The following is a 26,569-nucleotide window of genomic DNA, read 5'->3' on the forward strand; positions in this document are numbered from 1 at the left end:
CGCTCTATGCGTACAACAGAAGGATCACCGCAAACCAGATTCGGGCCATTCCCGCTGGCGCATTATGGCCCCTGGTATTGGGCACATAGCAAGGGTTTTTACGATCTGTGTCACAACAAGACACAAAAAAAGGAGCCCGGAGGCTCCTTTGTTCAGCATGGAGGCATAGAGCCCCCAATGGCTGTGCTTAGTAGCTGCTACGGCCACCGCCGTAGCCACCACCGCCGCCGCCACCACTGCGGCCACCGCCACCGTAGCCGCCACCGCCGCCACCACCACCGTAGCCGCCACCACCACCGCCGCCGAAGCCGCCGCTGCGGGGAGCGCGTGGCTCCATGGGACGGGCTTCGTTGACCACGAGGTCACGGCCGCCGAAGTTTTGACCATGCACGCCAGCAATGGCGGCCTGGGCTTCAGCATCGCTGCCCATTTCGACAAAACCGAAGCCCTTGGAGCGGCCGGTGTCGCGCTCCATCATGACCTTGGCGCTGGAAACCGAGCCGTATTGGCTGAAGGTTTGCTCCAGATCGTTGTCGCGGAAAGTGTAGGGCAGGTTGCCCACGTAAAGTTTGTTGCCCATGAAGGACTCCTGAAAAAACAAAAAACGCGATGGAGTCCGACGCAATCAACAAACCTGTGACGACTTCAAAGACGCGAAACTGACCATTCACCGCTGACTCACTGTTGTCCCAACCGGATTTACCGGCGAGAAAACCGTTCCATTATCAATCAATTCCCCTGGCGGCCGCATATTTATTTTCAAAAATCTTCAGCCCAGGCCCCGGGCGTTGCAGAACACGCGCATCCCAGGAGGTGCCCACAGCCGCTGTGGGGATCACCCCAGCTTTGCTATAGTTGCCCGACGCGCCGATTTGCCACAGCTTGCGGGCGCTTTATAAATTCAGCTAAAGACCGTCCGACATGCCGCCCGGTACCGTTTTTAGCGTTACCGGGTTTTTTTATGCCAATGATTGCCGTCCCCCAATTCATGCATTTCCCCGACGCACTGGCGCTGCAAAGCGGTGCGTCGATCCGGGGCTACACGCTCGCTTTTGAAACTTACGGCACGCTCAATGCCCAGCGCTCGAACGCCGTGCTGGTGTGCCATGCGCTCAATGCCTCGCACCATGTGGCTGGTGTGTACGAAGGCCAGGAAAAAAGTGAAGGCTGGTGGGACAACATGATCGGCCCGGGCAAGCCGGTGGACACCCACCGCTTCTTCGTCATCGGTGTAAACAACCTGGGCTCGTGTTTTGGCTCCACCGGCCCCATGCACGAGAACCCGGATACCGGCCAGGTGTATGGCGCCGACTTTCCGGTCGTCACGGTGGAAGACTGGGTGGATGCCCAGGCGCGGCTGCTCGATCGGCTGGGCATCGTGCAACTGGCCGCTGTGCTGGGCGGTAGCCTGGGCGGCATGCAGGCGTTGTCCTGGACGCTGCAGTACCCCGAGCGGGTGCGCCACGCGGTGGTGGTGGCCAGCGCGCCCAACCTCACAGCCGAGAACATTGCCTTCAACGAGGTGGCACGCCGCGCCATCGTGACCGACCCCGATTTCCATGGCGGCCACTATTACCGCCACGGCGCCATTCCCAAACGCGGCCTGCGCATTGCCCGCATGATCGGCCACATCACCTACCTGAGCGACGACGTGATGAACGAAAAGTTTGGCCGCAGCCTCAGGCCGCCCGAGCTGCTGGCAGGCCAGGCAGCGCCGTCCGACGACCCGGCCACGCTGCTGCGCGACTACCACTACAGCACCCAGGATATTGAATTCCAAATTGAGAGCTACCTGCGCTACCAGGGCGACAAGTTCAGCGACTACTTCGACGCCAACACCTATCTGCTGATCACGCGCGCGCTCGACTACTTTGACCCGGCCCGCGGTTTTGGTGGCGACCTCACCCAGGCGCTGGCGCGCGCCACGGCCCATTTTCTGCTGGTGAGCTTCAGCACCGATTGGCGCTTCTCGCCCCAACGCTCGCGCGAGATCGTCAAGGCCCTGCTCGACAACCGGCGCAGCGTGACTTATGCCGAGATCGACGCGCCCCACGGACACGACGCCTTTCTGCTCGACGATGCGCGCTACCTGGGCGTCGTTGGCGCCTATTTCGACCGCATTGCAAAGGAGCTGGCATGACCGAGAAAGCCACCATGGAGGCGCTGGCGCGCCTGGTGCCCGAAGGCAGCCGCGTGCTCGACCTGGGCTGCGGCGATGGCGCCATGCTCGACTACCTGCAGCGCACGCGCAGTTGCAGCGGCTACGGCGTGGAGATTGCCGACGCCAACGTGCTCGCCTGCGTACGCCGGGGCGTGAACGTCATCCAGCTCAACCTGGACGAAGGTTTGGCCATTTTTGAGGACAACTCGTTTGACGTGGTGCTGCAGATCGACACCCTGCCCCACCTGCGCAACGCCGAGGTCATGCTGCGCGAAACCGCCCGCGTGGGGCGCGCGGGTATCGTCGCGTTCCCCAATTTTGCGCACTGGCCCAACCGCCTGTCGGTGCTGCGCGGGCGCATGCCGGTCACGCGCCGCCTGCCTTACCAGTGGTACGACACGCCCAACATCCGCGTCGGCACGTACAAAGATTTTGAAGTGCTGGCCAGCAAGAATGCGCTGCGCATCCTGGACTCCTTCGGCCTGCACGAAGGCGAAACCGTGCGCTGGCTGCCCAATGCGCGGGCGGGCACGGCCGTGTTCCACTTCGAGCGCTCTGCATAAAATCCCCCCATGACCTTCCTTGACATGCTGCGCGGTGCGGCCGCACGCAACCAGTCCATGCTCTGCGTGGGGCTGGACCCCGAACCCACGCGCTTTCCCGCAGGCATGCAGGGCGACGCACGCAAAATTTACGACTTCTGCGCCGCCATCGTGGACGCCACGGCCGACCTGGTGTGCGCCTTCAAGCCGCAGATTGCCTACTTTGCCGCGCACGGCGCCGAGGACCAGCTCGAGCGCCTGATGCAGCACCTGCGCGCCAACGCGCCGCATGTGCCCGTGATCCTGGATGCCAAGCGCGGCGACATCGGCTCGACCGCCGAGCAGTACGCACGCGAGGCGTTCGAGCGCTATGGCGCTGATGCGGTCACGCTCTCGCCCTTCATGGGATTTGATTCGGTCGAGCCCTACCTGCGCTACCCCGGCAAGGGCGCCTTCCTGCTGTGCCGCACCTCCAACCCCGGCGGCGACGACTTCCAGAACCAGCGCCTGGCCAGCGTGGACGGCCAGCCGCTGCTGTACGAGCACATCGCGCGCCTGGCGCAAGGCCCGTGGAACAAGAACGGCCAGCTGGGCCTGGTGGTGGGCGCCACTTACCCGGCCGAAATCGAGCGCGTGCGCGCCATCGCGCCGCAGGTGCCGCTGCTCATTCCCGGCGTGGGCGCCCAGGGGGGCGACGCCGCCGCCACGGTGCGTGCGGGCTGGCGGCAGGATGGTCCGATCATCGTCAACTCCTCGCGTGCCATCCTCTACGCCAGCAGTGGCGCGGACTTCGCCAGCGCCGCGCGGCACGAGGCGCAGCGCACGCGCAATCTGCTGCAGGCCGCGATTCCTCTGCCTTGAATCTTCAAAAAAAGGAGCGGCCAGCGTTCGCAGTGGTTGGATTTCAGGGTGATTTGATGCTGAAACCCAATGCCATCCAGCGCAAGCAGCTCTCGTTTTTCTAGCGCAAACGCCGGGGCGATAGCGCCGCTGCTTCCACGCCCTGCGCGGTGAGCGCGGCGTCCAGGGGCTCGCCCAGGGCCAGATTGCGCGCCAGCAGCGCGTAGCCCGGCGCGCTCTGGATGCCGTAGCCCCCCTGCGCTGCCAGCCAGAACAGGCCTTCGACCTGGCCGTCCCAGCCGATCACCATGTCGCCGTCGGGCACGAAGGAGCGCAGCCCCGCCCAGGTGTGCGACGGCCTGCGGATCTGGAACGTGGTCATCTGCTCGATGTGCCAGATGCCCGTGGCCACGTCAATTTCCTCAGGCGCCACATCGTGCGGGTGCATGGGGTCGGCGTTGGCCGGAGAGCCCAGCAGCTGGCGCGCGTCGGGCTTGATGTAGAAGCTCTCGTCCACGGCAATGATGGCGGGCAGCGAGGGCAGATCCAGGCCGTCGGGTGCGGGAAAGGTGAAGGCCGTGCGGCGGCAGGGCGTGAGGCCAATGGGTGCGGCCCCCGCCATCTGGCCCACCACGTCGGCCCAGGCTCCGGCGGCGTTGACCACGGTGCGCGCCTGCACGCGGCTGCCGTCGGCCAGGGTGACTGTCCACAGCCCGTCCGCGCGCGACAACGCCACCACTTCGGCGTTGGTGCGCACCGTGCCGCCCCGCTGGCGCAGGCCGCGCAGGTAGCCCTGGTGCAGGCCGTGTACATCCATGTCGGCCGCGCCGGATTCGGCGAGGCCACCGCCCAGCGCCTCCAGGCGCAGGCAGGGTGCGCGCTCCACCAGTTCGGCGGGGCTCAGGCGCTGCAGGCTGGGGGAGTGCTCGTGCAGTTCCCGCCAGGTGTTCTCCAACTGGTCCAGCTGATCGGGCGCCGCCACAAACAGTACACCGCGCGGCGAGAGGATGGGGCTGTCGCAAAAGCCGGGGGGAGGCTGTTCAAAAAAGGTGCGGCTGGCGCGGGTCAGCGCCCGTATCTGCGGTGTGCCATAGGTCTCCATGAACAGCGCAGCCGATCGGCCCGTGGTGTGGTAACCGGGTTGCGACTCGCGTTCCAGCAGCAGCACGCTGGCCTGGCCAGCCAGCTGCCAGGCGACGCTGGCCCCGGCCATGCCGGCGCCGATGATGGCGAAGTCAAGCGTTTCCATGGGGAGCCTCCTGGGGTGGTGGGATGCTGGCCGCTGGTGACGGCGCGCGCCCGCGTTGCAGAAACAAAGCGTATTCCGAATCGGGCACCAACAGCCCGCCCGTGGTCCACGCGAGGTGGGTGGCCTGCGCCATGTGGGGTGCAAGGTTTTGTGCCTGCAGCCAGGCGCGGCCTTCGGCAGTGCCGGTCAGCATGCCGGGGCCCGAGAACCCTGCGGCCGCCGAGGGTTCGATGCGCAGCCCGGCGGTGTCGTGCGCCAGCGCCAGGTGCTGGAACAAGGTGGCGTCCTGCACGGTGTAGATGCCCGAGAGCAGCGGCTGCATCAGCAGCGCGGCCAGCAGCGAGGCCCGGGGCACGGCCAGGCCATCGGCTTCGGTCTGGTTGGTCAGGCCCCAGTCGTAAACCGAGGGGTGGTCGTGCGGCCCGGTCAGCATTTGCACCAGAAAACAGGGCGACTGCACCGGCTCGGCAAAGAAGCAGTGCACATGCGGCCCGAACAGCTGGCGCAGGCCCATGGTAATGCCCGCCGGTGCGCCGCCCACGCCGCAGGGCAGGTAGACGAACAGCGGGTGCGTGGCATCCACCCGCACACCGGCCTGGGCCAGTTGTGCCTGCAGCGCCGGGGCCGCAGCGCTGTAGCCGCGCAGCAACGAGAGCGAGCGCTCGTCGTCCACAAAGTGGCAGAACGGGTCGGTTGCGGCCTGGGCGCGTCCTGCGGCCACGGCTTTTTCGTAGTCACCCGTGTGCTCCACCACTTCGACGCCGCGCCGGCGCAGGCGCTCCTTTTTCCATTCCTTGGCGTCGGCAGACATGTGCACTGCCGCGCGAAAGCCCAGGCTGGACGCCGCCACGCCGATGGACAGCCCCAGGTTGCCCGTGGAGCCCACGGCCACCTGGTAGCGGGCAAAAAGGGCGCGTGCGGCGGGCGTTGCCAGGGCGTTGCAATCGTCCCCCGGCGCCAGCAGGCCGTGCTGCAGTGCCAACCCTTCGGCAAACTCCAGCACCTCGTGGATGCCGCCGCGCGCCTTGATGGAGCCGGCCACCGGCAGGCTGTGGTCGCACTTGACCCACAGGGCACCGGCCTGCGGGGCCAACCCCAGGGCGCGGCCCAGGGCGGGTGTGGGAACCAAGGGCGACTCGATCACGCCGCCGCTGGCTTGCAGCTCGGGGAACAGTGTGGCCAAAAGTCCGGCGCAACGTGCAAAGCGTTGGCTGGCGGCCTGTATGTCTTGTACGCCCACCATCGCCGTGCCCACCGATAGTTGCGCCTCCACTGCGGCGCTGCGGCCCGAATGGGTCCACAGGCAAGGCTGCGCGGCGCGCAGGCGGTCTTGCAGGCTGGAGGCAACGGGTGGAAGAAGTGAGGTCATGTGTGCTTTATTTTTGATAGCTGTTTGCGTAATACTTATAAGCGTTACAACGCTATTTCATACCAAACCGCGGCCCCAGTGCCACGCAGCCCAGCGCAGCCACTACGCAGGCCGTGCCCGCCCATTGCCAGGCCGTCACCACCTCGCCCAGTACCAGCAGACCCGAGGCCAGGCCGACCACCGGCACCCCCAGGCTGAACGGCGCCACGCGGTTGGCCGGGTAGCGCGTGAGCAGCCGGGTCCACAGGCCGTAGCCGACGATGGTGGCGGCCCAGCCCAGGTAAGCGACCGAGCCCCAGGCCACCGCGGGCAGTGCGGCCCAGGTCTGCAGGTGCAGCCACTGGCTGGCGTTAGCGTCCGTCAGGGCCGAGAGGGCTGCAAACGGCAGTATGGGCACCAGGCTGCTCCAGACAACGAAGGACAGCGGGTCATACCCCGGCGCGGCCTTGAGCGCCAGGCGCGAAATGATGTTGGACACCGACCACGACGCCGCCGCGCACAAGGTGAGCACGATGCCGATCAGCGTGGCACCGCCCGCGCCGCCGGTCTGCGGGCCCACGAAGTTCATGCCGAAGCACGCCAAGCCGATGGCGGCCAGCCCCATGCCCAGCAGCAGCGGGCGGTTGGGGGTTTCGCGCAGCGCGGCAAAGGCGAACAGGGCGGTGAAGAACACCTGCGTCTGCATCAGTACGCTGGCCAGCGCCGCCGTCATGCCCAGCTTGAGGGCAAAGAACCCAAAGCTGAACTGCCCTACCCCCTGGAACAGCCCGAACAGCAACACCCAGCGCCAGTGCAGGCGCGGCGCACGCACCAGCAGCACCATGGGCAGCGCGGCAAACGCATAGCGCACGGCGCCCAGCTGGAACGGCGTGAAGTGGAGCAAGCCCCACTTCATGGCGATGAAGTTCAGTCCCCAGATCACCACCACGGCCAGGGCGCTGAAAAGGTCCATGGCGCCCATGGGGCGGGTCGATTGCGGCATGGGCGCGGGTTAACTCGTGCGCACGGTGTTGATGTGGGCGCGCACATGCTCGGCCAGCGCCATGTCACCGGGGGTTTCCGGGCTCCAGCTGTCCACGGGGCGCGGGCGGTCTTCGGCATCCACCGCCACGTAGACGGTGGAGCAGCGCAACACTTGCTGCATCGGGCTGCCCGGCAGCGCGCAACGGTACACCTCCACTGCAATGCCCATGCTGGTGGTGCCTGTGTAGGCCACCTTGGCCAGCACCTCCACCAGGTCGCCCACCAGCACGGGGTGGGCAAACTGTGCTCCGCTGACCAGGGCCGTCACGCAAGGGCCCTTGGCCCAGCCCATGGCGCAGGCCAGGCCGGCATCGTCCACCCAGCGCAGCACGGTGCCCCCGCTGACCTTGCCCGAGGCATGGATGCCGTCGTTGTGTGATGCCATGAAGCGCAGTGTGATGGAGTGCATGGGCTGTCCTCGGGTGGGCCGAAAAGCGGCGTTGGCCCCATTATGGGGGGCAATCATAAGCGTACGTTGTTTGTATGAAAAAGAGAGCAACTAGCGCTTGTTCCACAAGCGCTAGAGCCCATTTTCAATCCAAACTCAAATACCGCCGCAAATACTGGCCGGTGTGGCTGGCCGGATTCGCCGCCACATCCTCCGGCGTGCCCTGGGCCACCACGGTGCCGCCCCCGGCGCCGCCTTCGGGGCCCATGTCGATGATCCAGTCGGCGGTCTTGATAACGTCCAGGTTGTGCTCGATGACGACGATGGTGTTGCCCGCATCGCGCAGCTGGTGCAGCACCTTGAGCAGCAGGTCGATGTCGGCAAAGTGCAGGCCGGTGGTGGGCTCGTCCAGGATGTAGAGGGTGCGGCCGGTATCGCGCTTGGAAAGCTCTTGCGCCAATTTGACGCGCTGCGCCTCGCCGCCCGAGAGGGTCGTGGCGCTCTGGCCCAGGCGGATATAGCTCAGGCCCACATCGAGCAGCGTCTGCAGCTTGCGCGCAATCGTCGGCACGTCCTTGAAGAAGGCGTGCGCGTCTTCCACCGTCAGCTCCAGAATCTGCGCAATGTTCTTGCCCTTCCACTGCACTTCGAGCGTTTCGCGGTTGTAGCGCTGGCCGTGGCAGATGTCGCAGGGCACATACACGTCGGGCAGGAAGTGCATCTCCACCTTCACCACGCCGTCGCCCTGGCAGGCCTCGCAGCGTCCACCGGCGACGTTGAAACTGAAACGCCCGGGGCCGTAACCGCGTTCCTTGGCGGTGTTCACCTCGGCCATCAGCTCGCGGATCGGCGTGAACAGGCCGGTGTAGGTGGCGGGGTTGCTGCGCGGCGTGCGGCCAATGGGGCTCTGATCGACGTTGATGACCTTGTCGAAATACTCGATGCCCTCGATGGCTTCGTGCGCGGCGGGTTCGTCATGCGCGCGGTACAGCTGGCGCGCCACGGCGGCGTACAGCGTGTCGTTGACCAGCGTGCTCTTGCCCGAGCCGGAAACGCCCGTCACGCAGGTGAGCAGCCCCACGGGGAAGTCCACGCTCACGTTTTGCAGGCTGTGGCCCGTGGCGCCCACCACGCGCAGCGCCTGCAGGTCGCCCTGGCGCGCCTCGTGTGCGGCCATGCGTTCGGCGCGCTTGCGGCTGGCTTCGGTGACCGGAAAGCGCGACTTGCCTTCTGCCCGGGCGACCGGCGCGGTGGCGGCCACCACCGGCAGCCAGGCGGTGCGCCGGCGTGGCACCGGAATGCTGCGCGTGCCCGCAAGGTACTGGCCGGTGAGGGAGTCGGGGTGGTTGCGCACGGCATCAAAATCGCCCTGCGCCATCACGCGCCCACCATGCACCCCGGCGCCGGGACCCATGTCGATGATCTGGTCGGCCGCGCGCATCATGTCTTCGTCGTGCTCGACCACGATCACGCTGTTGCCAATGTCGCGCAGGTGTTTGAGCGTGCCGATCAGGCGGTCGTTGTCGCGCTGGTGCAGGCCGATGCTGGGCTCGTCCAGCACATACATCACGCCCGTCAGGCCAGAGCCGATTTGCGACGCAAGACGAATGCGCTGCGCCTCGCCCCCCGAGAGCGTTTCGGCACTGCGGTCCAGGCTCAAATAATTCAGGCCCACGTCGTTCAAAAACTGCAGGCGCGTGGCGATCTCGCGCACCACTTTGTCGGCAATCCCGGCCTTGGCGCCGGTGAGCTGCAGGCTGGCGAACCAGGCGTGCGCCTCGTTCAACGTGGCGTGGCTGACCTCGTAAAGCGCACGGGACTGGGCGCCTTCGCCTACGCGCACATGGCGCGCTTCGCGGCGCAGGCGGGCGCCCTGGCAATCAAGGCAGGGCTGGGTGCTGCGGTAGCGGGCCAGGTCTTCGCGCACCACGGTCGAGTCGGTCTCGCGGTAGCGCCGCGTCATGTTGGGCAGGATGCCTTCGAAGGGGTGCTTCTTGACCACGGACTTGCCCTTGGAGGCACCGCTGTCGAGGATGTAGTTAAAGGCGATGTCTTCCTCGCCCGAGCCGTGCAGCACGGCATGCTGCACCGGGGCGGGGAGTGATTCAAAGGGCGCTTCGACATCGAAGTCGTAGTGCCGCGCCAGGCTTTCGAGCATGGCGAAGTAGTAGCCGTTGCGCCGGTCCCAGCCCTTGATGGCGCCGCTGGCCAAACTCAGGCTGGGGAAGGCTACCACGCGCGCCGCATCGAACACCTCGCGCTGGCCCAGCCCGTCGCAAGACGGGCAGGCGCCCATGGGCGAGTTGAAGGAGAACAGGCGGGGTTCGAGCTCGCCCAGGGCATAGCTGCACACCGGGCAGGTAAATTTGGCGCTGAACAGGTGTTCCACGCCGGTGTCCATCTCCAGCGCCAGCACGCGGCCACCGGCGTCCTGGCCGCCCGCGCGCAGGGCCGCTTCAAAACTCTCGGCCAGGCGCTGCTGCAGGTCGGGCCGCACCTTGACACGGTCGATCACCACATCGATGTTGTGTTTTTCGGTCTTTTTGAGCGCGGGCAGGTTGCTGTGCTCGTAAATCTGGCCATCGACCCGAAAACGCACATACCCCTTGGCCTGCATCTCGGCGAACAGTTCGGTGAACTCGCCCTTCTTCTCGCGGGCCAGCGGGCCCAGGATCATCAGCTTTGTGTCCTCGGGCAGGGCCAGCACGGCGTCCACCATCTGGCTCACCGTCTGCGAGGCCAGCGCAAGGTCGTGGTCAGGGCAGTAGGGCGTGCCTGCACGGGCGAACAGCAGGCGCAGGTAGTCGTGGATCTCGGTGACCGTACCGACGGTGGAGCGTGGGTTGTGGCTGGTGGCCTTTTGCTCGATGGAAATCGCCGGTGACAGGCCTTCAATCAGGTCCACATCGGGCTTATCGAGCCGCCCGAGAAACTGCCGCGCATAGACCGACAGGCTTTCCACATAGCGGCGTTGGCCTTCGGCATACAGCGTGTCGAACGCCAGGCTGGATTTGCCCGAGCCCGACAGCCCGGTGATGACGACGAGCTGGTTGCGCGGGATGTCGAGGTCAATGTTTTTGAGGTTGTGCGTGCGCGCGCCCCGGATGCTGATGCGCTGCTCGCGCAGGGCGCGGGCCAAATTGCGGCCTTCGTGCTCCGAGGGAGGTTTTTCGGGAGAGTTGTCGGAAGACGGCATCGGCCAAGCTTGAAAAAGTCGAACCCACCATGATAGGTCAACGCCAACGCTCACTGAGACCTTGCGCACTCTGCACTGAGCACAAACCCGAGTACACCGCAGTTACTTGGTACACAAATATTTTCAATTCCCTTAGTATGCACACTTATCGAGTGTTTTCTTGACCAAAATCAATGTTGACAGGGCGCATATCGCTTCTGTTTTTATAGCGGCAGAAGCAGTGCCGTAAAAATTTTGCCTCCACCACATGCCGCAAAGCCCTTCCCCTGTTGCCCCCCATTTCCATGCACAGCCGCTCTGTGTCACGCGCGCACAACGCGAGCAACTGCATGGCCATGCTGGGCCTGTTGGGGACCTGACCAGCCTGGCTGATGCCAGAAACCCAGGCAGACCAATGCGCTGGAAGCATGTCTTGCATTCCCTGAAACGCCGCACCTACCGGCAAAGCACTGTCTTGGCGCATGGCGCCAAGACCATACCCGCGCTGGAGTGCTGAGCACTACTTCGTCCTGGCGGCGGCAAGATGACGGCGGTCATGAAAGATTTTTGAAGAACTGCCCAAACCTTTCATGAGTCATGCCGCTGCAACACAAAAAAATATCGAACGGGAGTAATGAGATGACATGGTTTTATTTCGAAAAATGGCACAAATTTATGTGCGCTCACCTATCTCAGATCGTTTCCTGCCTGGTGTTGGCGATATGTTCCATGCTTGCGACATCGGTTTCTGCCAGTGCAATCAATCATGTTGAAACGTATACAAACAATGTCAATGGCGTGACAGGTCTGTTGGGCATCAGCGATGTCGCAGTAAGTGCCGATGGTAAATTTGTTTATACCGCCTCTTATCAAGCGTCTGCGCTGAGTGTTTTTGAGCGCGACCCGGCAACTGGAAGATTGACATACAGGTCAACTAACACGGGAGTTTCCGCTGCTTTTTCCGTAGATGTCAGCCCGGACAACAAAAGCGTATATGCCGCCTCACCTACAGGGAGCGTGGTATACGCGTTTTCACGAGATATTGCAACAGGTGCATTGACCTCGGTCGGCTCCGCGTCGGGCTCCCCAACCGGGGGGTTTGTTTCTGTGAGTGTGAGCCCTGACAGCAAAACTGTTTATGGCGTGGGAGGCAGTCCCAGTGGCTTGGTGGCATTCAGTCGGGACATGAATACCGGCGCAATTGCACGTGTGGCAGATTATGCTGACAACACGAATGGGCATGCCTTGGGGCAGGTGTTCAGTCCGACAGGCAGTCCGATCAAAAACATCGCATTCAGTGCGAATGGGCAGTTTGTCTATGTCACGTCGACAATAGACAATGCAATTTCCTTATTCAGTCGCGATACGGCAACAGGGGCACTGACGCAGCAGGCTGTTTATGTCGATAACGTGGCAGGCGTCGATGGCTTGCAGGCTGCTTCGTCAGTCAAAATTACCCCGGATGGCGATTATCTTTATGTGAGCGGTCAAGGCGAATCGTCCATTGCCATATTCAGAGTGGATCGCACTGACGGCAGATTAACTTACATCGACAAAGTGACCCATGGAGTGGGTGGAGTTTCTAATTTGCAGGGAGTACGCAGTTTGGCCATCAGCCCAGATGGTAAGTATGTTTACGCCAGTGCGATCAGTTCAAGCTCTGTCACGGCGTTTGACCGCGATCCAGCGACAGGGCTGCTGACATTCAACGCCGTTGCCATCAACGGAGTGAATGGCCTGACGAATATGTCTTCGCCATCAGGCATGGCCACAGATCCCTCCAGCAGCCATCTATACGTGGCCGGGCAAGTGGCGAATTCGCTGGTGGCGTTTGCCTTGCCCACTCCTGTGGTTCGGTTGTCTGTGGCCCAGACAACGGCGGCCTTCAACGGCGGCGCCAGTATTCTCGACCCGCAATTGCAGGTGTTTGATGCCGATAGCACCAATTTGACCTCGGCAACGGTGTCGATCAGCCAGGGCTTTGTCAGCACCGATCTGCTGACTGTCCAGACGGCACCCGGCATCACGGCGTCTTACAACGCGGGCACCGGAGTCCTTACGCTGACGGGTACCGCATCATTAGCGGACTACCAGGCCGTGCTTCGCACGCTCAGTTTTCGTTCAGGCGCTGATCCCTCGGTTCCTGTGGGGGGCTTCTCCACCAGAACCATCACGTTCACCGTGTCGGACGGCGCCAACACCAGCGCAATCTCGTCCATCGCGGTCAAGGTGGGTCCTGCAGGCGGGCTTGCCGCTCCCACGGCTGTCACCGCCATCGCTGGCGACACCCAGGCCACCATTGCCTTTGCGGCCCCACCCTTCACCGGCGGCGCGCCCATCACCGGCTATACCGTCACCTCCAGTCCAGGGGGGTTGACCGGCACTGGGGCCGGCTCACCAGTCATCGTGTCCGGCCTGACCAACGGGACGGCCTACACCTTCACCGTTACCGCGACCAACGCAGCGGGCCCGGGCTTGCCGTCGCTTGCCTCCAACAGCATTACACCAGCCACCACCGTCACCGGCACGGTGACCGGTGGCAATGCCTCGGCCACGGCGGCAACCACAGACCCGGTAGCCGACCCCAACTGCAGGCTCGCAAGTGCCCAGTTCACCTCAAAGCTGCCGCCCGGCGCACTGTTGAGCTATGGCACGTTCGAGTACCTGGCCACGGGTTGCAGCACCGCCGTGACCATCACACTGAACTACCCACAGCCCCTGCCGTTGAACGTGAAATTCATGAAATATGGCCCCAAGACAGCGGGCGCCAGCACCCGCGAATGGTTTGAATGGACGGGTCCATTGGTCCTGAGCAACAACCGCCAGACCGTGAGCTACACCGTGGCCGACGGCGGCGTAGGCGATTCGGACCCCGCCCCGGGGCGCATTGCCGACCCGATTGCCCCGGTCATCTTCGCCGCCGGGCCGGGCGGCCCGGTCACGTCCATCCCTGTGGACGCCCCCTGGGCCTTGGCTCTGCTGTCGGCCCTGATGGGGGGGCTGGCTTGGCGCAGGCAGCGTGCGGTGCAGGGGTAAGTGCAGTATTTCAGGTAAGAATACTATGATTTTAATAGCTACCAGCGCTTTTTTAGTAACCGCTGGTGGCATTTTTCCATTAGAACTCCAGCCGTTTGAAAACAAAGCTGCGCCTCCTGTGCCCCAGGGCAAAGGCAGGCGGGCCATCGCGCACCACATGACAGAGCGGCGCCACACACTGCCGCGCATAGGCCGGCAGGCTCTCGGCATAGCGCCGCTGGCCCTCGGCATACAGGGCGTCGAACGCCATGCTCGACTTGCCCGAGCCCAGCAGCCCGGTGATTACCACCAGCTGGTTGCGCGGGATGTCGAGGTCGATGTTCTTGAGGTTGTGCGTGCGCGCGCCCCGGATGCTGATGCGTTGCTCGCGCAGGGCGCGGGCGAGGTAGGCGCCTTCGGCGGGGCGCAAAAAGATGACAGGTGAGTCCCCGCTTTCTTGCCTTTGGGCGCTTTGACCGCGCGTCAAATTCACCAATTTCAGTAATTCACAAATTATCCCAATTCCTCTAGGATGCGCGGTCGATCATGGCAATTTATGGCAAAAAACCAAGACCAGAAAAGCGTTGGCAGCTACTATTTTTATAGCAAAAAAGCTACGCCGTAACAATTGGCCTCCCATCCATGTCGCAAAGCCTGCCCCCTGTTGCCGCGAACCTACACGCACAACCGTTTTCCGTCACCCGCGCACAACGCGAGCGGCTGCATGACCTACCGATGTTCAACCCCGTACATGCATAGCCACGCTTGGTCGTCGTTATGCATCAGATTTTTCTCAGCCCCTTTTGCAAAAAGCGCTGAAAGCTTTCGTTTTTGAAATGGACTTCCTCATGCAGCCTACGCCCAGCCCAATGCAAGTGCATCAGATCAAACACTTGCTCACCTTCATGCGCCGCTGGGCCGTTACGCTTTTCCTGGGTTGCCTTGCCAGCTTGGCGAGCTTTGGTCTGCACGCAAGCACAGTGGGTACTCAGGTTGAAATCACGGTGAGCGGCTCGCCTGTCATATCTCCTGTAGCGGTAGGCTCAGGCGTAGAGCATGACCTGAGCGGTGGCGACGGGATCAAGTTGTTTGATGTTGACCCGGTAGCCTCGACGGTCACACTCACTATGAATTTCGGCAATGAGTGGTCTGTTCCCCAGTTCGAGGCCGTTTTCAGTGGCGGAAACCTCGGCCAGATCACCAGCGTCACACTAACTGGTGGAACAGCCGCGAATGCAGCGAACTACTCAGCATCGGCAAGCGGCAAGACAATCACCTTTCTCTTACCGCCCAGTCCCCAAAACGATAACGGCACCGTCATTTTCACTTTCACGTCCACGGTCGCCAACACCCCGCCAACCGACATTGCACTGACCAACACCAGCGTCAACCAGAGCGGCGGCGTCAACGCCGTGGTGGGGGCGCTGAGTTCCACCGATGCCGATGTGGGAAACACGCACACCTACACCCTGGTGGCTGGAGCAGGCAGTGTCGATAACGCCAGTTTCAATATCAGCGGATCGTCACTTCGCGCAAACAATGCATCGAATCTGGCTGCCGGCCTCTATAGCGTTCGTATTCGCACCACCGACAACAGCGCTGCATTTTATGAAGAGGCATTCACCATTACCTTGGTCGACGATTTACCCCCGGCAGTTACGTCGATAACCTTAAGCGGCTCGCCGGCCAACACAGCCACCAGCATAGATTTTGTTGTTGCCTTCAACACTTCGGTCAACAACATCTCTCCCGATGATTTTCAATTAACGGCTACCGGGTCAGCGGCGGGCACTATCTCCAACGTTTCCGCTTCATCGGGGACCAGCGTGAATGTGACGGTAAGCGGCATTACCGGCAATGGCACTTTGCGCCTTGACTTAAAAGCAGGGACCAATATCGCGGACGGCGTGGGTAATGCAGGCCCAGCCGCCTACACCAGCGGCACGGCCCACACCGTAGCGATGCCCACGGCGCCCAGCGCCCCCACCATAGGCACGGCCACTGCAGGCGATGGACAAGTGAGCGTGACCTTTACCGCACCGGGCAGCAATGGTGGCTCGGCTATCAGCGCCTACACCGCCACGGCCAACCCGGGCGGGGCCTTCGGCAGTTGCGCGGGGCCGACGGCCTGCACCGCGACCGTGACCGGGTTGACCAACGGCACGTCCTACACCTTCACGGTGACGGCCTCCAATGCCGTCGGTACCAGCGGGGCGTCCGGGGCATCCAATGCCGCCACGCCCAAGGGCAACCAGACCATCACTTTCCCAAACCCGGGCGCGCAGAACTTCGGCACCACGCCCAACTTCTCGTCCACGGCCTCGGCCACCTCCAGCCTGGCGCCCACCTTCACATCGTCTACCCCCGGCGTTTGCACCATCACCAGCGGCGGCGCACTGACCTTTGTGACTGCAGGCAGCTGCACGATTGATGCCGACCAGGTCGGCAACACCGTATGGAATGCGGCCACCACGGTGACCCAAACCTTCACCGTGAACGCCGTCGTGCCCGGCGCACCCACCATAGGCACAGCAACTGCGGGCGATACCCAGGCCACAGTCACCTTCACCGCGCCGACCTCCACTGGCGGCACTCCGATCCTTGCTGGCGGTTACACCGTGACCTCGAACCCGTTGGGGGCTACCGGCACCGGTTCGGGTTCACCCATTACCGTGACAGGTCTGTCCAACGGCACTTCCTACACATTCACCGTCACTGCAACCAACAGTGCGGGCGCAGGCGCAGCATCGGCTGCCTCCAACTCGGTGATACCTGCGGCGCCGCAGACCATCACCTTCGGCAATCCCGGGGCGCAGAACTTTGGGACTTCGCCCACACTGGCCGCCAGTTCGTCGGCAGGGGCTGGGTATGTTGTGACCTTCACCTCTTCAACGACCGGAGTGTGTACTGTCAGTGGAATTACCCTGACCTTTGTTGCCGCGGGCAACTGCACCATCAATGCGGACCAGGCGGGCGATACCTCCTTTCTGCCTGCCCCTCAGGTGAGCCACACTTTCACCGTGAATCCCGTGGCGCCGGGCGCGCCGACTATCGGCACGGCGATCGCAGGCGACACCCAGGCAAGCATTGCGTTTGTGGCCCCATCGAATAACGGTGGCTCAGCGATTACCAGCTATACCGTGACGGTCAACCCGCCCGATGTACCCCCTGTGCACGGGGCTAGCTCCCCGATTGTCGTGACGGGGCTGACCAATGGGCAGGCATACACCTTCACGGTGACAGCGACCAATGCTGTGCCCCTCACCGGTGGCGCCTCGGCGGCCTCGAACAGCATCACGCCCAAGGCCACGCAGACCATCACCTTCGCCAACCCCAGCGCGCAGAACTTCGGTACGACGCCCACGCTGACCGCCACCTCCGATTCAGGGTTGACGCCGACCTTCACCTCGTCCACCACCAGCGTGTGCACCATCACCAGCGGCGGCCTGCTGAGCTTTGTGACGGCGGGCAGTTGCACCATCAACGCCGACCAAGCCGGCAATGGCTCCTATTTGCCTGCGACCCAGGTGACCCGCACTTTCACCGTGAATGCCGTGGCGCCGGGCGCGCCGACCATCGGCACGGCGAGCGCTGCGAATGCGCAGGCCACTGTGGCATTCACCCCTCCGGCCTTCACGGGTGGAAGCGCGATCACCGGATACACCGTTACCGCCAGCCCTGGGGGCGCGACGGCCACGGGCACCGCCTCGCCGGTTACCTTTACGGGCCTCACCAACGGCACGACGTATACGTTTACAGTGAAGGCGAAAAACGCTGTCGGTACGGGCGCGCCATCGGCCGCATCCAACGCGGTAACGCCCCGCCTGCTCACGGTGACGGGTACGCCTCCGGGCATGGCGGGTGCTGCGACGGCAAATCTTTCTGGTGTTGGGCCCGCTTGCACGCTGGCCGCCACCAGCGGTTTTTCCGGATTGTCCAATCCCGCCCCAGCAGGCGTGACCATGCCGTATGGGGAGTACGCCTTCCAGTCCACGGGCTGCACCGGTTCGGTGACGATGACGATCACCTATTCCCAACCGCTGCCTGCAGGCATCCAGTTCTGGAAGTACGGCCCCGCCACCCCTGCCGTTGGTGGCGTGGTGGCGGCATCCACCTGGTTCCAACTGGGTAGCGCCACGCTCAGCGCTGATCGCCTGACGGTGACCTACACCATCACGGACAACGGCGCGGGGGACTCTGATGCAACCCCGGGCCGTATCAGCGACCCCTTTGCGTTGGCAGCGGGCCCTGTCGGGGGCGGCGCGGTGGCCATTCCCGTGGATGCGCCGTGGGCGCTGGGGCTGCTGTCGGCCATGCTGGGGTTCTTGGGCTGGCGCAGACAGCGGGGCCTCATGAAGGGATGAGGGGTGGCCCCTGTGTGATGACCACAAAACTCCTAAAACAATAGCTGCTGGCGCTTATCCAGAAGGCGTTAGAAGCAGTTTTTGCCTTAAATGTAACGGGTGGGACGTCTCGCGCTGCGGAGCATCGCGAGTTTCCTCGTGCTTGGTGCAGACCCGGGGCGTGCGCCGGATGGTGTGCATAGCCCAGCGCTTGGAGCGGGGCACAGGCTGGCGCCAAGTTTGCAGCCATGTCGGCACCTCGACGGCCAATGGGCGAAAATCCCGGTTTTGCTTCATCGGACCTCAGCGCACACCGTGCCAGATTATTCTTCCCAGTCAGCCGCTACTGCAACGCGGCCCACACCCCCCAGCACACGCATGACCGCGCTGGAGCGCCGCTCCAGCATCAGCCTGGCGCTGATCTTTGCGCTGCGCATGCTGGGCCTGTTTCTGGTGCTCCCCGTGTTCGCTCTTGAGGCGCGCAAATACCCCGGTGGGGATGACCCGGCGCTGGTGGGCTTGGCCATGGGCATTTACGGCCTTACGCAGGCGGTGCTGCAGCTGCCGTTGGGCATGGCGTCCGACCGGTTTGGGCGTAAACGCATCATCGTGGCCGGTTTGCTGGTTTTTGCCGCGGGCAGTCTGCTGGCGGCCTTGGCCGATAGCGTCACCGGCCTGCTTGCAGGCCGGGCGATACAAGGGGCTGGCGCGGTCTCGGCCGCCGTCACCGCCTTGCTGGCGGACCAGACACGCGACGGTGTGCGCACCAAGGCCATGGCGCTGGTGGGCGGCAGCATCGGCCTGATGTTTGCCGTGGCCCTGGTGGCCGCGCCCTTGCTGACGGCGAAGGTCGGCCTGGCGGGCCTGTTTGGCCTGACCTGTGCGCTGGCGCTGGCCGGTATTGCCGTGGTGGTGTGGTGGGTGCCGCCCGAGACAGGCCACGCCGGACAGGGGCCGCGCGGCAGCCTGGCCGAGGTCTTCAGGAACCCCGACTTGCTGCGCTTGAACCTGGGCGTTTTTACCCTGCACACGGTGCAGCTCTCGATGTGGGTGGCCGTGCCCGCCATGCTGGTACAGGCGGGCCTGGGTCGCGCCGACCACTGGCAGGTGTATCTGCCGGCGGTGGTGTTGTCCTTCGTCGCCATGGGCGGGCTGTTTGCGCTGGAGCGGCGCGGCCACCTGCGCGCCGCGCTGCTGGGCGCCATGGCGCTCATCCTGGTGGTGCAAGGCGGGCTGTGGTTGCTGTCGGCCAGCGGCGGCACACCCACGTTGTGGCTGCTGGCGCTGCTGCTGTTCGTCTTCTTTTGCGGCTTCAATGCGCTGGAGGCCAGCCAGCCCAGCCTGGTCTCGCGCATGGCGCCGCCCCAGGTACGTGGCGCGGCCCTGGGCACCTACAACACCTTGCAGTCACTGGGCCTGTTTGCGGGCGGTGCCTTGGGCGGCGCACTGGTCAAGTGGTCTGGTGTGCCCACGTTGTTTGCGGTGACAGCGGGACTGTGCGTTTTGTGGCTGGTGCTCGGTTGGGGGCTGCATCCCGTCCCCCGGCAGGGCAACGGCGGACATTGATCGCTTTTTCAACACGGTAATGCGCGCTGTCAGCAACCCTGGCCGAGGCCGGATGGGGCACAATTGCGCGCTTGAACCCTCGTTTTCGCACTGGCCGTAGTGCCGTTTCTTTTTCTTCATTCTCTACAGGCCCCACACCATGGCATCCGTGAACAAAGTCATCATCGTCGGCAACCTGGGCCGCGATCCTGAAATCCGTACCTTCCCCAGTGGCGACCAGGTGGCCAACGTCACCATTGCCACCACCGACAAGTGGAAGGACAAGCAGAGCGGCGAAATGCGCGAAGCGACCGAGTGGCACCGCGTGGTGTTCAACGGCCGCCTCGCCGAAATCGTGGGCCAATACCTGCGCAAGGGCTCGCAGGTGTATGTGGAAGGAAGCCTGCGCACCCGCAAGTGGACCGACCAGGCCGGTGTGGAAAAGTTCAGCACCGAAATTCGCGCAGACCAGATGCAAATGCTGGGCAGCCGCCAGGGCATGGGCGGACAAGGCGGCGGTGGCCAGCAAGGGGGTGGCTACGATGATGGTGGCTACGGCGGCGACCCGAGCGGTGGCTTTGAACAGGCTCCCCGCCGCGCTGCACCTCCCCCACCCCAGCGTCCGGCAGCCCCTGCGCCGCAGCGTCCTGCGCCTGCCCCCGTTGCCCAGGCACCGCGAGCCGCCTCAGGTTTTGACGATATGGATGACGATATTCCGTTCTGAGTTAGAAAAACAGAATTTTCTGTGGATAGAAGGCCCGCGCTTCAAAGGAGGCGCGGGCCTTTTTCGTTAGCAACAAACATTTTTGTGATGCACGGAAAGAAGAAGCAAACTATTAAATTGAAACGGTGAGTCGATGGCCTCGCTGATCGATTGCCACAGCACGGCCGCCGCCGCCGCCGCTTCGTGACCGGCTCACTGCATGTGGATTTCAAGAAACCCACGCCCATCGTGGAGGTGGAAATCCGTGGCCGCGTTCAGGGCGCCAGCACGGTAACGGTCTGGATCACCCCGCCGCCCAGGCACACATCGCCGTCGTACAGCACAGCGCTCTGCCCCGGTGTCACCGCCCATTGAGCTTCAGGGAAGCTGAGCGCGAAACCGTCGGGCACCGCTGTCAGCGTGCAGGCGGCATCGTGCTGGCGGTAGCGCGTCTTGGCGGCATACGGGCCCGGCGCGGGCGCGTGGCCTGCGCACCAGCTCACGTCCTGTGCCACCAACTGGTGCGACAGTAGCCAGGGGTGGTCGTGCCCCTGCACCACGCGCAAAGTATTGCTCGCTAGCTCCTTGCGCGCCACGAACCAGGGCGCGTGGTCGCCCGCCCCGCGCTGTGCGCCCTTTTCCTTCACACCGCCAATGCCCAGTCCCTGGCGCTGGCCCAGGGTGTAGAACGACAGGCCCACATGCCGGCCCAGCGTGCGGCCCCGCTCGTCCTGGATGGGGCCGGGCGCGTGGCTGATATAGCGGTTCAAGAACTCGCGGAACGGCCGCTCGCCAATGAAGCAGATGCCGGTGGAGTCCTTCTTTTTGGCATTCGGCAAGTGGATCTCGGCCGCGATGCGGCGCACCTCGGTCTTGTGCAACTCGCCAACGGGGAACAGCGTTTTTGCCAGCTGCGCCTGCGTCAAGCGGTGCAGAAAGTAGCTCTGGTCCTTGCCCGGGTCCAGGCCCTTGAGCAATTCAAACAGGCCGGACTGTGTGTTTTGGCGCACGCGCGCGTAGTGGCCCGTGGCGATCTTCTCGGCCCCCAGGCGCATGGCATGGTCCAGGAAAGCCTTGAACTTGATCTCGGCGTTGCACAGCACATCGGGGTTGGGCGTGCGCCCGGCCTGGTATTCGCGCAGGAACTCGGCAAACACGCGGTCTTTGTACTCGGCGGCGAAGTTGACGTGCTCGATCTCGATGCCGATCACATCGGCCACGGCGGCCGCATCGACGAAATCGACGTTGGACGAGCAGTACTCGCTGTCGTCGTCATCTTCCCAGTTCTTCATGAAGATGCCGACCACTTCGTGGCCCTGTTGCTTCAAAAGATGGGCAGTGACGGCCGAATCGACGCCTCCGCTCAGACCTACCACGATTCTGTGCTTGCTCATGGGGCTGATTATCCGGCTATCGCCGCACCGCAGTGTTTAGTGTGCTATCGTAAATATAGCTGTTGGCGCTTTCTGGTAATGGCTTAGAGGTTGTTTTTATGTAAATTTCTCCCGGTAGACCTTTTCTCATGTTCACCCACTACTGTCCGGTTAAAAATCAAACAAAATCAATTGGTTAGCATCGCCATCAGACTTGATCGGTAGCTCACCGAGCTGCAAGGCGCATGAAATCTCGGTTTTCTCGAAAACCGAGACCGACAAAATCTGTAGACATGTGTAGAGCGAGGCATCCAGGTGAAGCTCCTTCTTGACGATGGCGATCAGCACGTAGGTGGCCACAGCGCACCAGATCTGTGTTTTGACGGCGTTCTCGCTGGTGCCGATGAATTTCTTGATGCGCAGGTGCTGCTTGATCCACTTGAAGAACAGCTCGACCTGCCAGCGTTGCTTGTACAAGGCGCAGATCGTCAGGGCTGGCAGAGCGGTGTTGTTGGTCAAGAAGACCAGCGTCTTGCCCGAGTCGGGGTCTTTGAAACGGATGCGGCGCATATGCTCGGGGTAGTCGTGCGCGGCATAAAAGCCACCCAGCGCAACACGTTGATCGCAGATCACCCCTTCGGAGCGATCGCAAGGTGCCGAGTACACGCGCCGGGCGTTGAAATTCGATTTGGCCCGAGTGACAAAGAACGCCCCGGCCTGATGCAGGCGATACAGCCTTGCGAAGTCCAGATAACCCCGATCCATCACGTAGAACGCGCCCGCCTCGAAAGTCAGCATATCCAGCACGTTCACGTCGTGCAGCTTGCCATCGCTGATGTGGATGAACGCGGGGATAGCGCCCCGCAAATCCAGCAGGGTATGCAACTTGATGGCGGCCTTGGTCGAGCGAAATGGCGCCCAGTCGAACAGACTCAGGCACAAATCGATGGTGCTCGAATCGAGCGCATAGACGGTGCTGTCCAGATCGAGGGCAAGCGCTTGATCGACATAGAGTTTGCGTGCCCGCCGGATGAGCAGCGCCGCCAGATCGGCCCAAATGCGCCAGTCGCGCGACTCGTTGGCATCGGCCAGCGTAGAGCGCTTGACGGCCGAACGAAAACCCATCGCATACAGCTTGGTGGCGTTGGCCGAGAGGCTGACTTCGATGTCGCGCAGGCTCTCGCGCCAGGTCAGTTGCGCGAACGCCATGGCACGAAACTGCTCGGCGCACGACAGCGTGCGAACCCCGGCATTGCCTTGGTAGCGATGGACGATGCGGGAAAAACTGATCCAGGGCACGAACTCCATGACCTGGGCGAACAGGGTCTTGCCAACATACATGCGCACTCCTCGGGAAAGCCAATCCCGGGAAAGTACGCGGTTTTAGTCCAGCGAAGTTCAAGTCGGCACCAAACAAAATCGGCCTGCAAGCCGCGCCAATGCTTGATCTTCGGCTCGGCGCATATGATTTAACCGGACAGCAGTGATGTTCACCGACAGTTCAGCGACGGCAGATCGTACGGGCTGAAATCCTCCCCATCAGCTCGCAATGGGCGTCTTGCCAGGACAATCGAGGCCACCGAATTCATACCAAGGACGACGATGGCATTGCCCGATGGTCTGTACGACTTGTTGTTAACCGAGGGTCTGGCCCGATCTCTCGCGGAGCTTGATCCGTCGCGGGCAGATGTGTCGGCGTTGAAGGGTGGAGCGGCCGAGTTTCTGACTGACGCCATCACGCGGCAGCTCGCAGCCCTGCTCGATGGCGTGTCCGGCGATGGCGCCGACAAAGTCAAGGCGCAACTGGAGCTGGTCAACGGGCTGCTGGTGATGCTGCGCCAGCGGCTGGCCGAGGGCGATGGCGCGGTGGGCACCGGCCCCTCAGCGGATGTCATTGATTTGGTGGTGTCTCCAATGCGGGTTCTCCGAGCGGTTCAGCGCGATCAACAGTTTCCTGCGTCGCCGGAGATTGGTCTGGCGGTGCCTTGGCTCTTTACCGCGGGCAAGGGTTCGCCTTCGTTGCTGCAGGAAATTCGCCGTGAGCTGGCATCCAGCGACCAGGTGGACATTCTGGTCAGTTTCATCACTGTGTCTGGCGTACGCAAGCTGCAGGATGTTTTGCAGCAAGTTACGGCCGTGGGAGCTCAGCACCAAGGACAGGGGCGAGCAAAGACGCGGCTGCGCATCCTCACCACCACCTATACGGGGGCGACGGAGGCGCGTGCGCTGGACGAGCTCGCGCGCCTGCCGGGCTGCGAAGTGCGCGTGTCGCTGGATGGCCGACGCACTCGTTTGCATGCCAAGGCCTGGCTGTTTCAGCGCAAGACCGGCTTCGGTTCGGCGTATGTTGGCAGTGCGAACCTGTCGGGCGCCGCACTGACGGGCGGGCTGGAGTGGACCGTCAAACTGACCCAGCGCGCCCAAGAGGCGCTGTTTGCCCGCGCCGTGGCCCACTTCGAGACGCTGTGGGCCGACAGCGAGTTCCAGCGCTACGACCCGGATAACGTTGAACACCGGCAGGCCCTGGCAGCTGCGCTCGGCCGTGAGTCGTTTGGCGGAGAGCCCGCAACCACGATCAGCTTCTTTGATCTCCAGCCCAAAACCTATCAGCAGGAGATGCTGGAGCAGTTGACCACCGAGCGCGCCCACGGCCGCGCTCGAAACCTCTTGGTGGCGGCCACTGGCACCGGCAAGACGGTGGTGGCCGCGTTCGACTACCGCAATACTTGCCGCAGCAAAGGTGGGCGCCCGCGCCTTTTGTTTGTGGCACACCGCGAGGAAATCCTGCGCCAGGCCCTGCGCACCTACCGCGAGGTGCTGCGCGACCCTGAGTTTGGTGATTTGCTCACCGGCGGCCACCAACCCGAACGCTGGGACCATCTGTTTGCCACCATCGACAGCCTGACCAGCCGCGACCTGGTGGCCACCGTCGGTGCCGACCACTGGCACACGGTGGTGGTGGATGAATGCCACCGTCTGGCGGCTGATCGGTTTGACGCTTTCACCAAAGCCGTTCGACCTAGCGTGTTGCTTGGGCTGACGGCTACGCCCGAGCGCAGCGACGGCCAACCCATCGCACAGTATTTCGACGCGCGGCCGGATGGCAGTCCGGCGGTTGAACTGCGGCTGTGGCACGCGCTGGACCTGCAATTGCTGGCGCCGTTTGAGTACTACGCCTGCGACGACGCCACGGACTTCTCTGAGGTGCCCTGGGATCGACCGGGGGAACGCGATGCCGTGGACAACTTGGTCACGGGAAACGATGTGCGTGCCCGGTTGGTCATCAACGAATGGCGCCGCCTGGTGTCTGATGTCAAGCATTCGCGGGCCATTGTTTTCTGTGTGTCGGTGGCGCACGCTGAATTCATGACCGATTGGCTCAACCGCGCCGGTTTACCCGCTGCCTGTGTGGTCGGCACGACCCCAAGCGAAGAGCGACGCAGAGCGCCACAACGCTTGGCGCAAGGCGAGTTGTGCGCGCTGGTAACGGTCGATCTTTACAACGAAGGCATTGATCTGCCGATGGTGGACACCCTGTTGTTGCTGCGGCCCACGCAAAGCCCCGTGTTGTTCCAGCAGCAAATCGGTCGTGGTCTGCGTCTGTCGCCCGGCAAGGAAAGCTGCCTGGTGCTCGACTTTGTGGGGCAGCACCGCGCCGAGTTTCGGTTCGACCGCCTTTTGTCAAGCCTGACCGGCTTGTCGCGTCGCGAACTGACGGACGGTGTGGAGAACGGCTTTGGCAGTTTGCCGCCCGGCTGTCATATCCACTTGCAACGCCAAACGCGGGAGCAGGTGTTGCAAGGCTTGCGGGCCTTGATTTCGCAGAACTGGCGACGCCTGAAAACCGAGCTACAAACCTATGCGGCACTGCGAGGCCGATCGGTTGTGCAGTTGAAAGACTTCCTTCACGACCAGGCCCTGGAGCTGGAGGATGTCTATCGCGCCAGTACAGGCCAAGGTCGTAGCGGCTGGACGGCACTGAAACGCGATGCTGGATTGATGGTTGCAGAGCCAGGTCCTGAAGAGGACTACTTCAGCCGCCGCTTTGGCGACCTGCTGCATGTAGACGATCCACATCGACTCGACGTGATGGCCGCAGTGGGTGCGGCCCAGAAGAACTCACAGGCGCTCCAGACAGAGGACGCCTTGGGTGTGCAGATGCTGGCCTACCAGATTGACGGGCGGCATGACCAGGCCGCCGGGCACGAGGCGTTTATGGCGCGCGTGGTACGGCACCCTTCCATTGCTGCCGAGTTGGTGGAATTGTCTGCGCTGCTGCAGGCCCGCAGCACCTTGGGCGCGCATCCGGTGCCTGGTCTTGAAGACACACCTTTGTGCCTGCACGCCGCCTATGGTGTGCGCGAAATCCTCACGGCGGTGGAGTGGTTGACGGCATCGCGCCGCGTACCATTCCAAGCCGGTGTCTTGTCGTTGCTCAGCCGTAAAACCGAGCTGCTGTTTGTCACGCTCGACAAGAGCGAGGGATACCACGACCGCATCGCGTACCACGACTATGCGATCAGTGCCGAGCGCTTTCATTGGCAAAGCCAGAACAGCGTCGGCCCTGATACGCCGGGCGGCAGGCGCTACCTCGAAAGCGCGATCAATGGGTGGCAGTTCCAACTCTTTGTGAGGCCGCGCAAGGGCAAAGCCTACCGCGCCTGCGGCCCTGTGACGCTGGAGTCGACCGAAGGCAACCGCCCCATGAGTATCGTCTGGAAACTTCAAATACCCTTGCCGGCGCGACTGTTCCGAGAGTTCAGTGTGTTGCGCGGGATCTAGCGCTTGCACGACACCAATGAGCTTCTGGGTTTGGCGAATTGCCTGGATGTCTTCGCTTCTA

17 protein-coding genes and 1 pseudogene are annotated in these 26,569 nt (G+C 63.2%); 8 read left to right on the top strand and 10 right to left on the bottom strand.

Translation table 11 applies throughout. The features are described 5' to 3' along the window. Positions 1-187 precede the first annotated feature (187 nt). Positions 188-580: an RNA recognition motif domain-containing protein gene (locus ACYVOC_RS00235; protein ID WP_461160486.1), complete on the bottom strand. Its 393-nt coding sequence runs from the start codon at positions 578-580 to the stop codon at positions 188-190. A gap of 381 nt (positions 581-961) precedes the next feature. Between ACYVOC_RS00235 and metX the strand changes: the two genes are divergently transcribed. Genes metX through pyrF form a run of 3 tightly spaced genes read left to right on the top strand, consistent with a single transcriptional unit; the run spans position 962 to position 3,564 of the window. Further along, positions 962-2,140, top strand: coding sequence for a homoserine O-succinyltransferase MetX (gene metX, locus ACYVOC_RS00240; RefSeq protein WP_461160487.1), 1,179 nt, complete (start codon positions 962-964; stop codon positions 2,138-2,140). Beyond that, positions 2,137-2,724, top strand: a complete 588-nt coding sequence (metW, locus tag ACYVOC_RS00245) for a methionine biosynthesis protein MetW (protein ID WP_116005458.1) — start codon at positions 2,137-2,139, stop codon at positions 2,722-2,724. The genes metX and metW overlap by 4 nt, the downstream gene beginning before the upstream one ends. A 9-nt stretch (positions 2,725-2,733) precedes the next feature. After that, complete coding sequence (gene pyrF, locus ACYVOC_RS00250) at positions 2,734-3,564, top strand: orotidine-5'-phosphate decarboxylase (protein WP_461160488.1); 831 nt, start codon at positions 2,734-2,736, stop codon at positions 3,562-3,564. Positions 3,565-3,664: 100 nt separating this feature from the next. Here the strand turns inward: pyrF and ACYVOC_RS00255 are convergent, their stop codons facing one another. The 5 genes from ACYVOC_RS00255 to uvrA all read right to left on the bottom strand — a co-directional run bounded on the left by ACYVOC_RS00255 (position 3,665) and on the right by uvrA (position 10,768). Next, complete coding sequence (locus tag ACYVOC_RS00255) at positions 3,665-4,792, bottom strand: NAD(P)/FAD-dependent oxidoreductase (RefSeq protein ID WP_461160489.1); 1,128 nt, start codon at positions 4,790-4,792, stop codon at positions 3,665-3,667. After that, the gene (locus ACYVOC_RS00260) at positions 4,779-6,161 is read right to left on the bottom strand and encodes a D-serine ammonia-lyase (RefSeq protein ID WP_461160490.1); all 1,383 of its coding nucleotides are present in this window, start codon (positions 6,159-6,161) and stop codon (positions 4,779-4,781) included. The genes ACYVOC_RS00255 and ACYVOC_RS00260 overlap by 14 nt, the downstream gene beginning before the upstream one ends. Positions 6,162-6,213: 52 nt before the next feature. Continuing rightward, positions 6,214-7,143 carry an EamA family transporter gene (locus ACYVOC_RS00265; protein ID WP_233521185.1) on the bottom strand — a complete coding sequence of 310 codons (930 nt, stop codon included), beginning with the start codon at positions 7,141-7,143 and terminating at the stop codon, positions 6,214-6,216. A 9-nt stretch (positions 7,144-7,152) separates the two neighbouring features. Beyond that, a complete protein-coding gene (locus tag ACYVOC_RS00270; protein WP_116005453.1) occupies positions 7,153-7,593 on the bottom strand; it encodes an acyl-CoA thioesterase in 441 nt (146 codons plus the stop codon). A gap of 124 nt (positions 7,594-7,717) precedes the next feature. After that, a complete protein-coding gene (gene uvrA, locus ACYVOC_RS00275) occupies positions 7,718-10,768 on the bottom strand; it encodes an excinuclease ABC subunit UvrA (RefSeq protein ID WP_461160491.1) in 3,051 nt (1,016 codons plus the stop codon). A 576-nt stretch (positions 10,769-11,344) separates the two neighbouring features. On the opposite strand from uvrA, the gene ACYVOC_RS00280 reads away from it, so the two are divergent. After that, a complete protein-coding gene (locus ACYVOC_RS00280) occupies positions 11,345-13,783 on the top strand; it encodes an IPTL-CTERM sorting domain-containing protein (RefSeq protein ID WP_461160492.1) in 2,439 nt (812 codons plus the stop codon). 163 nt (positions 13,784-13,946) lie between these two features. On the opposite strand, the pseudogene ACYVOC_RS00285 reads toward ACYVOC_RS00280, so the two are convergent. Then, positions 13,947-14,198 (bottom strand): annotated as a pseudogene (locus tag ACYVOC_RS00285) (hypothetical protein); the annotation flags it as partial. A gap of 346 nt (positions 14,199-14,544) precedes the next feature. Then, the gene (locus tag ACYVOC_RS00290) at positions 14,545-14,733 is read right to left on the bottom strand and encodes a hypothetical protein (RefSeq protein ID WP_461160493.1); all 189 of its coding nucleotides are present in this window, start codon (positions 14,731-14,733) and stop codon (positions 14,545-14,547) included. A gap of 156 nt (positions 14,734-14,889) precedes the next feature. Here ACYVOC_RS00290 and ACYVOC_RS00295 point away from each other — a divergent pair, with 156 nt between their 5' ends. From ACYVOC_RS00295 to ssb, 3 genes are all read left to right on the top strand, one after another. Continuing rightward, a complete protein-coding gene (locus tag ACYVOC_RS00295) occupies positions 14,890-18,126 on the top strand; it encodes a fibronectin type III domain-containing protein (protein WP_461160494.1) in 3,237 nt (1,078 codons plus the stop codon). Between the two features lie 357 nt (positions 18,127-18,483). Continuing rightward, on the top strand, positions 18,484-19,671 hold the full coding sequence (locus ACYVOC_RS00300; protein WP_461160495.1) for an MFS transporter: 1,188 nt from the start codon (positions 18,484-18,486) through the stop codon (positions 19,669-19,671). 139 nt (positions 19,672-19,810) lie between these two features. Continuing rightward, the gene (gene ssb / locus ACYVOC_RS00305) at positions 19,811-20,374 is read left to right on the top strand and encodes a single-stranded DNA-binding protein (RefSeq protein ID WP_116701320.1); all 564 of its coding nucleotides are present in this window, start codon (positions 19,811-19,813) and stop codon (positions 20,372-20,374) included. Between the two features lie 254 nt (positions 20,375-20,628). Here ssb and mnmA read toward each other — a convergent pair whose 3' ends face one another. Both mnmA and ACYVOC_RS00315 read right to left on the bottom strand, forming a co-directional pair. After that, the gene (mnmA, locus tag ACYVOC_RS00310) at positions 20,629-21,747 is read right to left on the bottom strand and encodes a tRNA 2-thiouridine(34) synthase MnmA (RefSeq protein WP_199563007.1); all 1,119 of its coding nucleotides are present in this window, start codon (positions 21,745-21,747) and stop codon (positions 20,629-20,631) included. Positions 21,748-21,897: 150 nt separating this feature from the next. Continuing rightward, the gene (locus ACYVOC_RS00315) at positions 21,898-23,067 is read right to left on the bottom strand and encodes an IS4 family transposase (protein ID WP_461160496.1); all 1,170 of its coding nucleotides are present in this window, start codon (positions 23,065-23,067) and stop codon (positions 21,898-21,900) included. A gap of 261 nt (positions 23,068-23,328) precedes the next feature. Here ACYVOC_RS00315 and ACYVOC_RS00320 point away from each other — a divergent pair, with 261 nt between their 5' ends. Further along, positions 23,329-26,508 (top strand): DUF3427 domain-containing protein, encoded by a 3,180-nt coding sequence (locus ACYVOC_RS00320; RefSeq protein ID WP_461160497.1) that lies wholly within the window; start codon positions 23,329-23,331, stop codon positions 26,506-26,508. Positions 26,509-26,569 lie beyond the last annotated feature (61 nt).

This window comes from Simplicispira piscis (assembly GCF_054783455.1).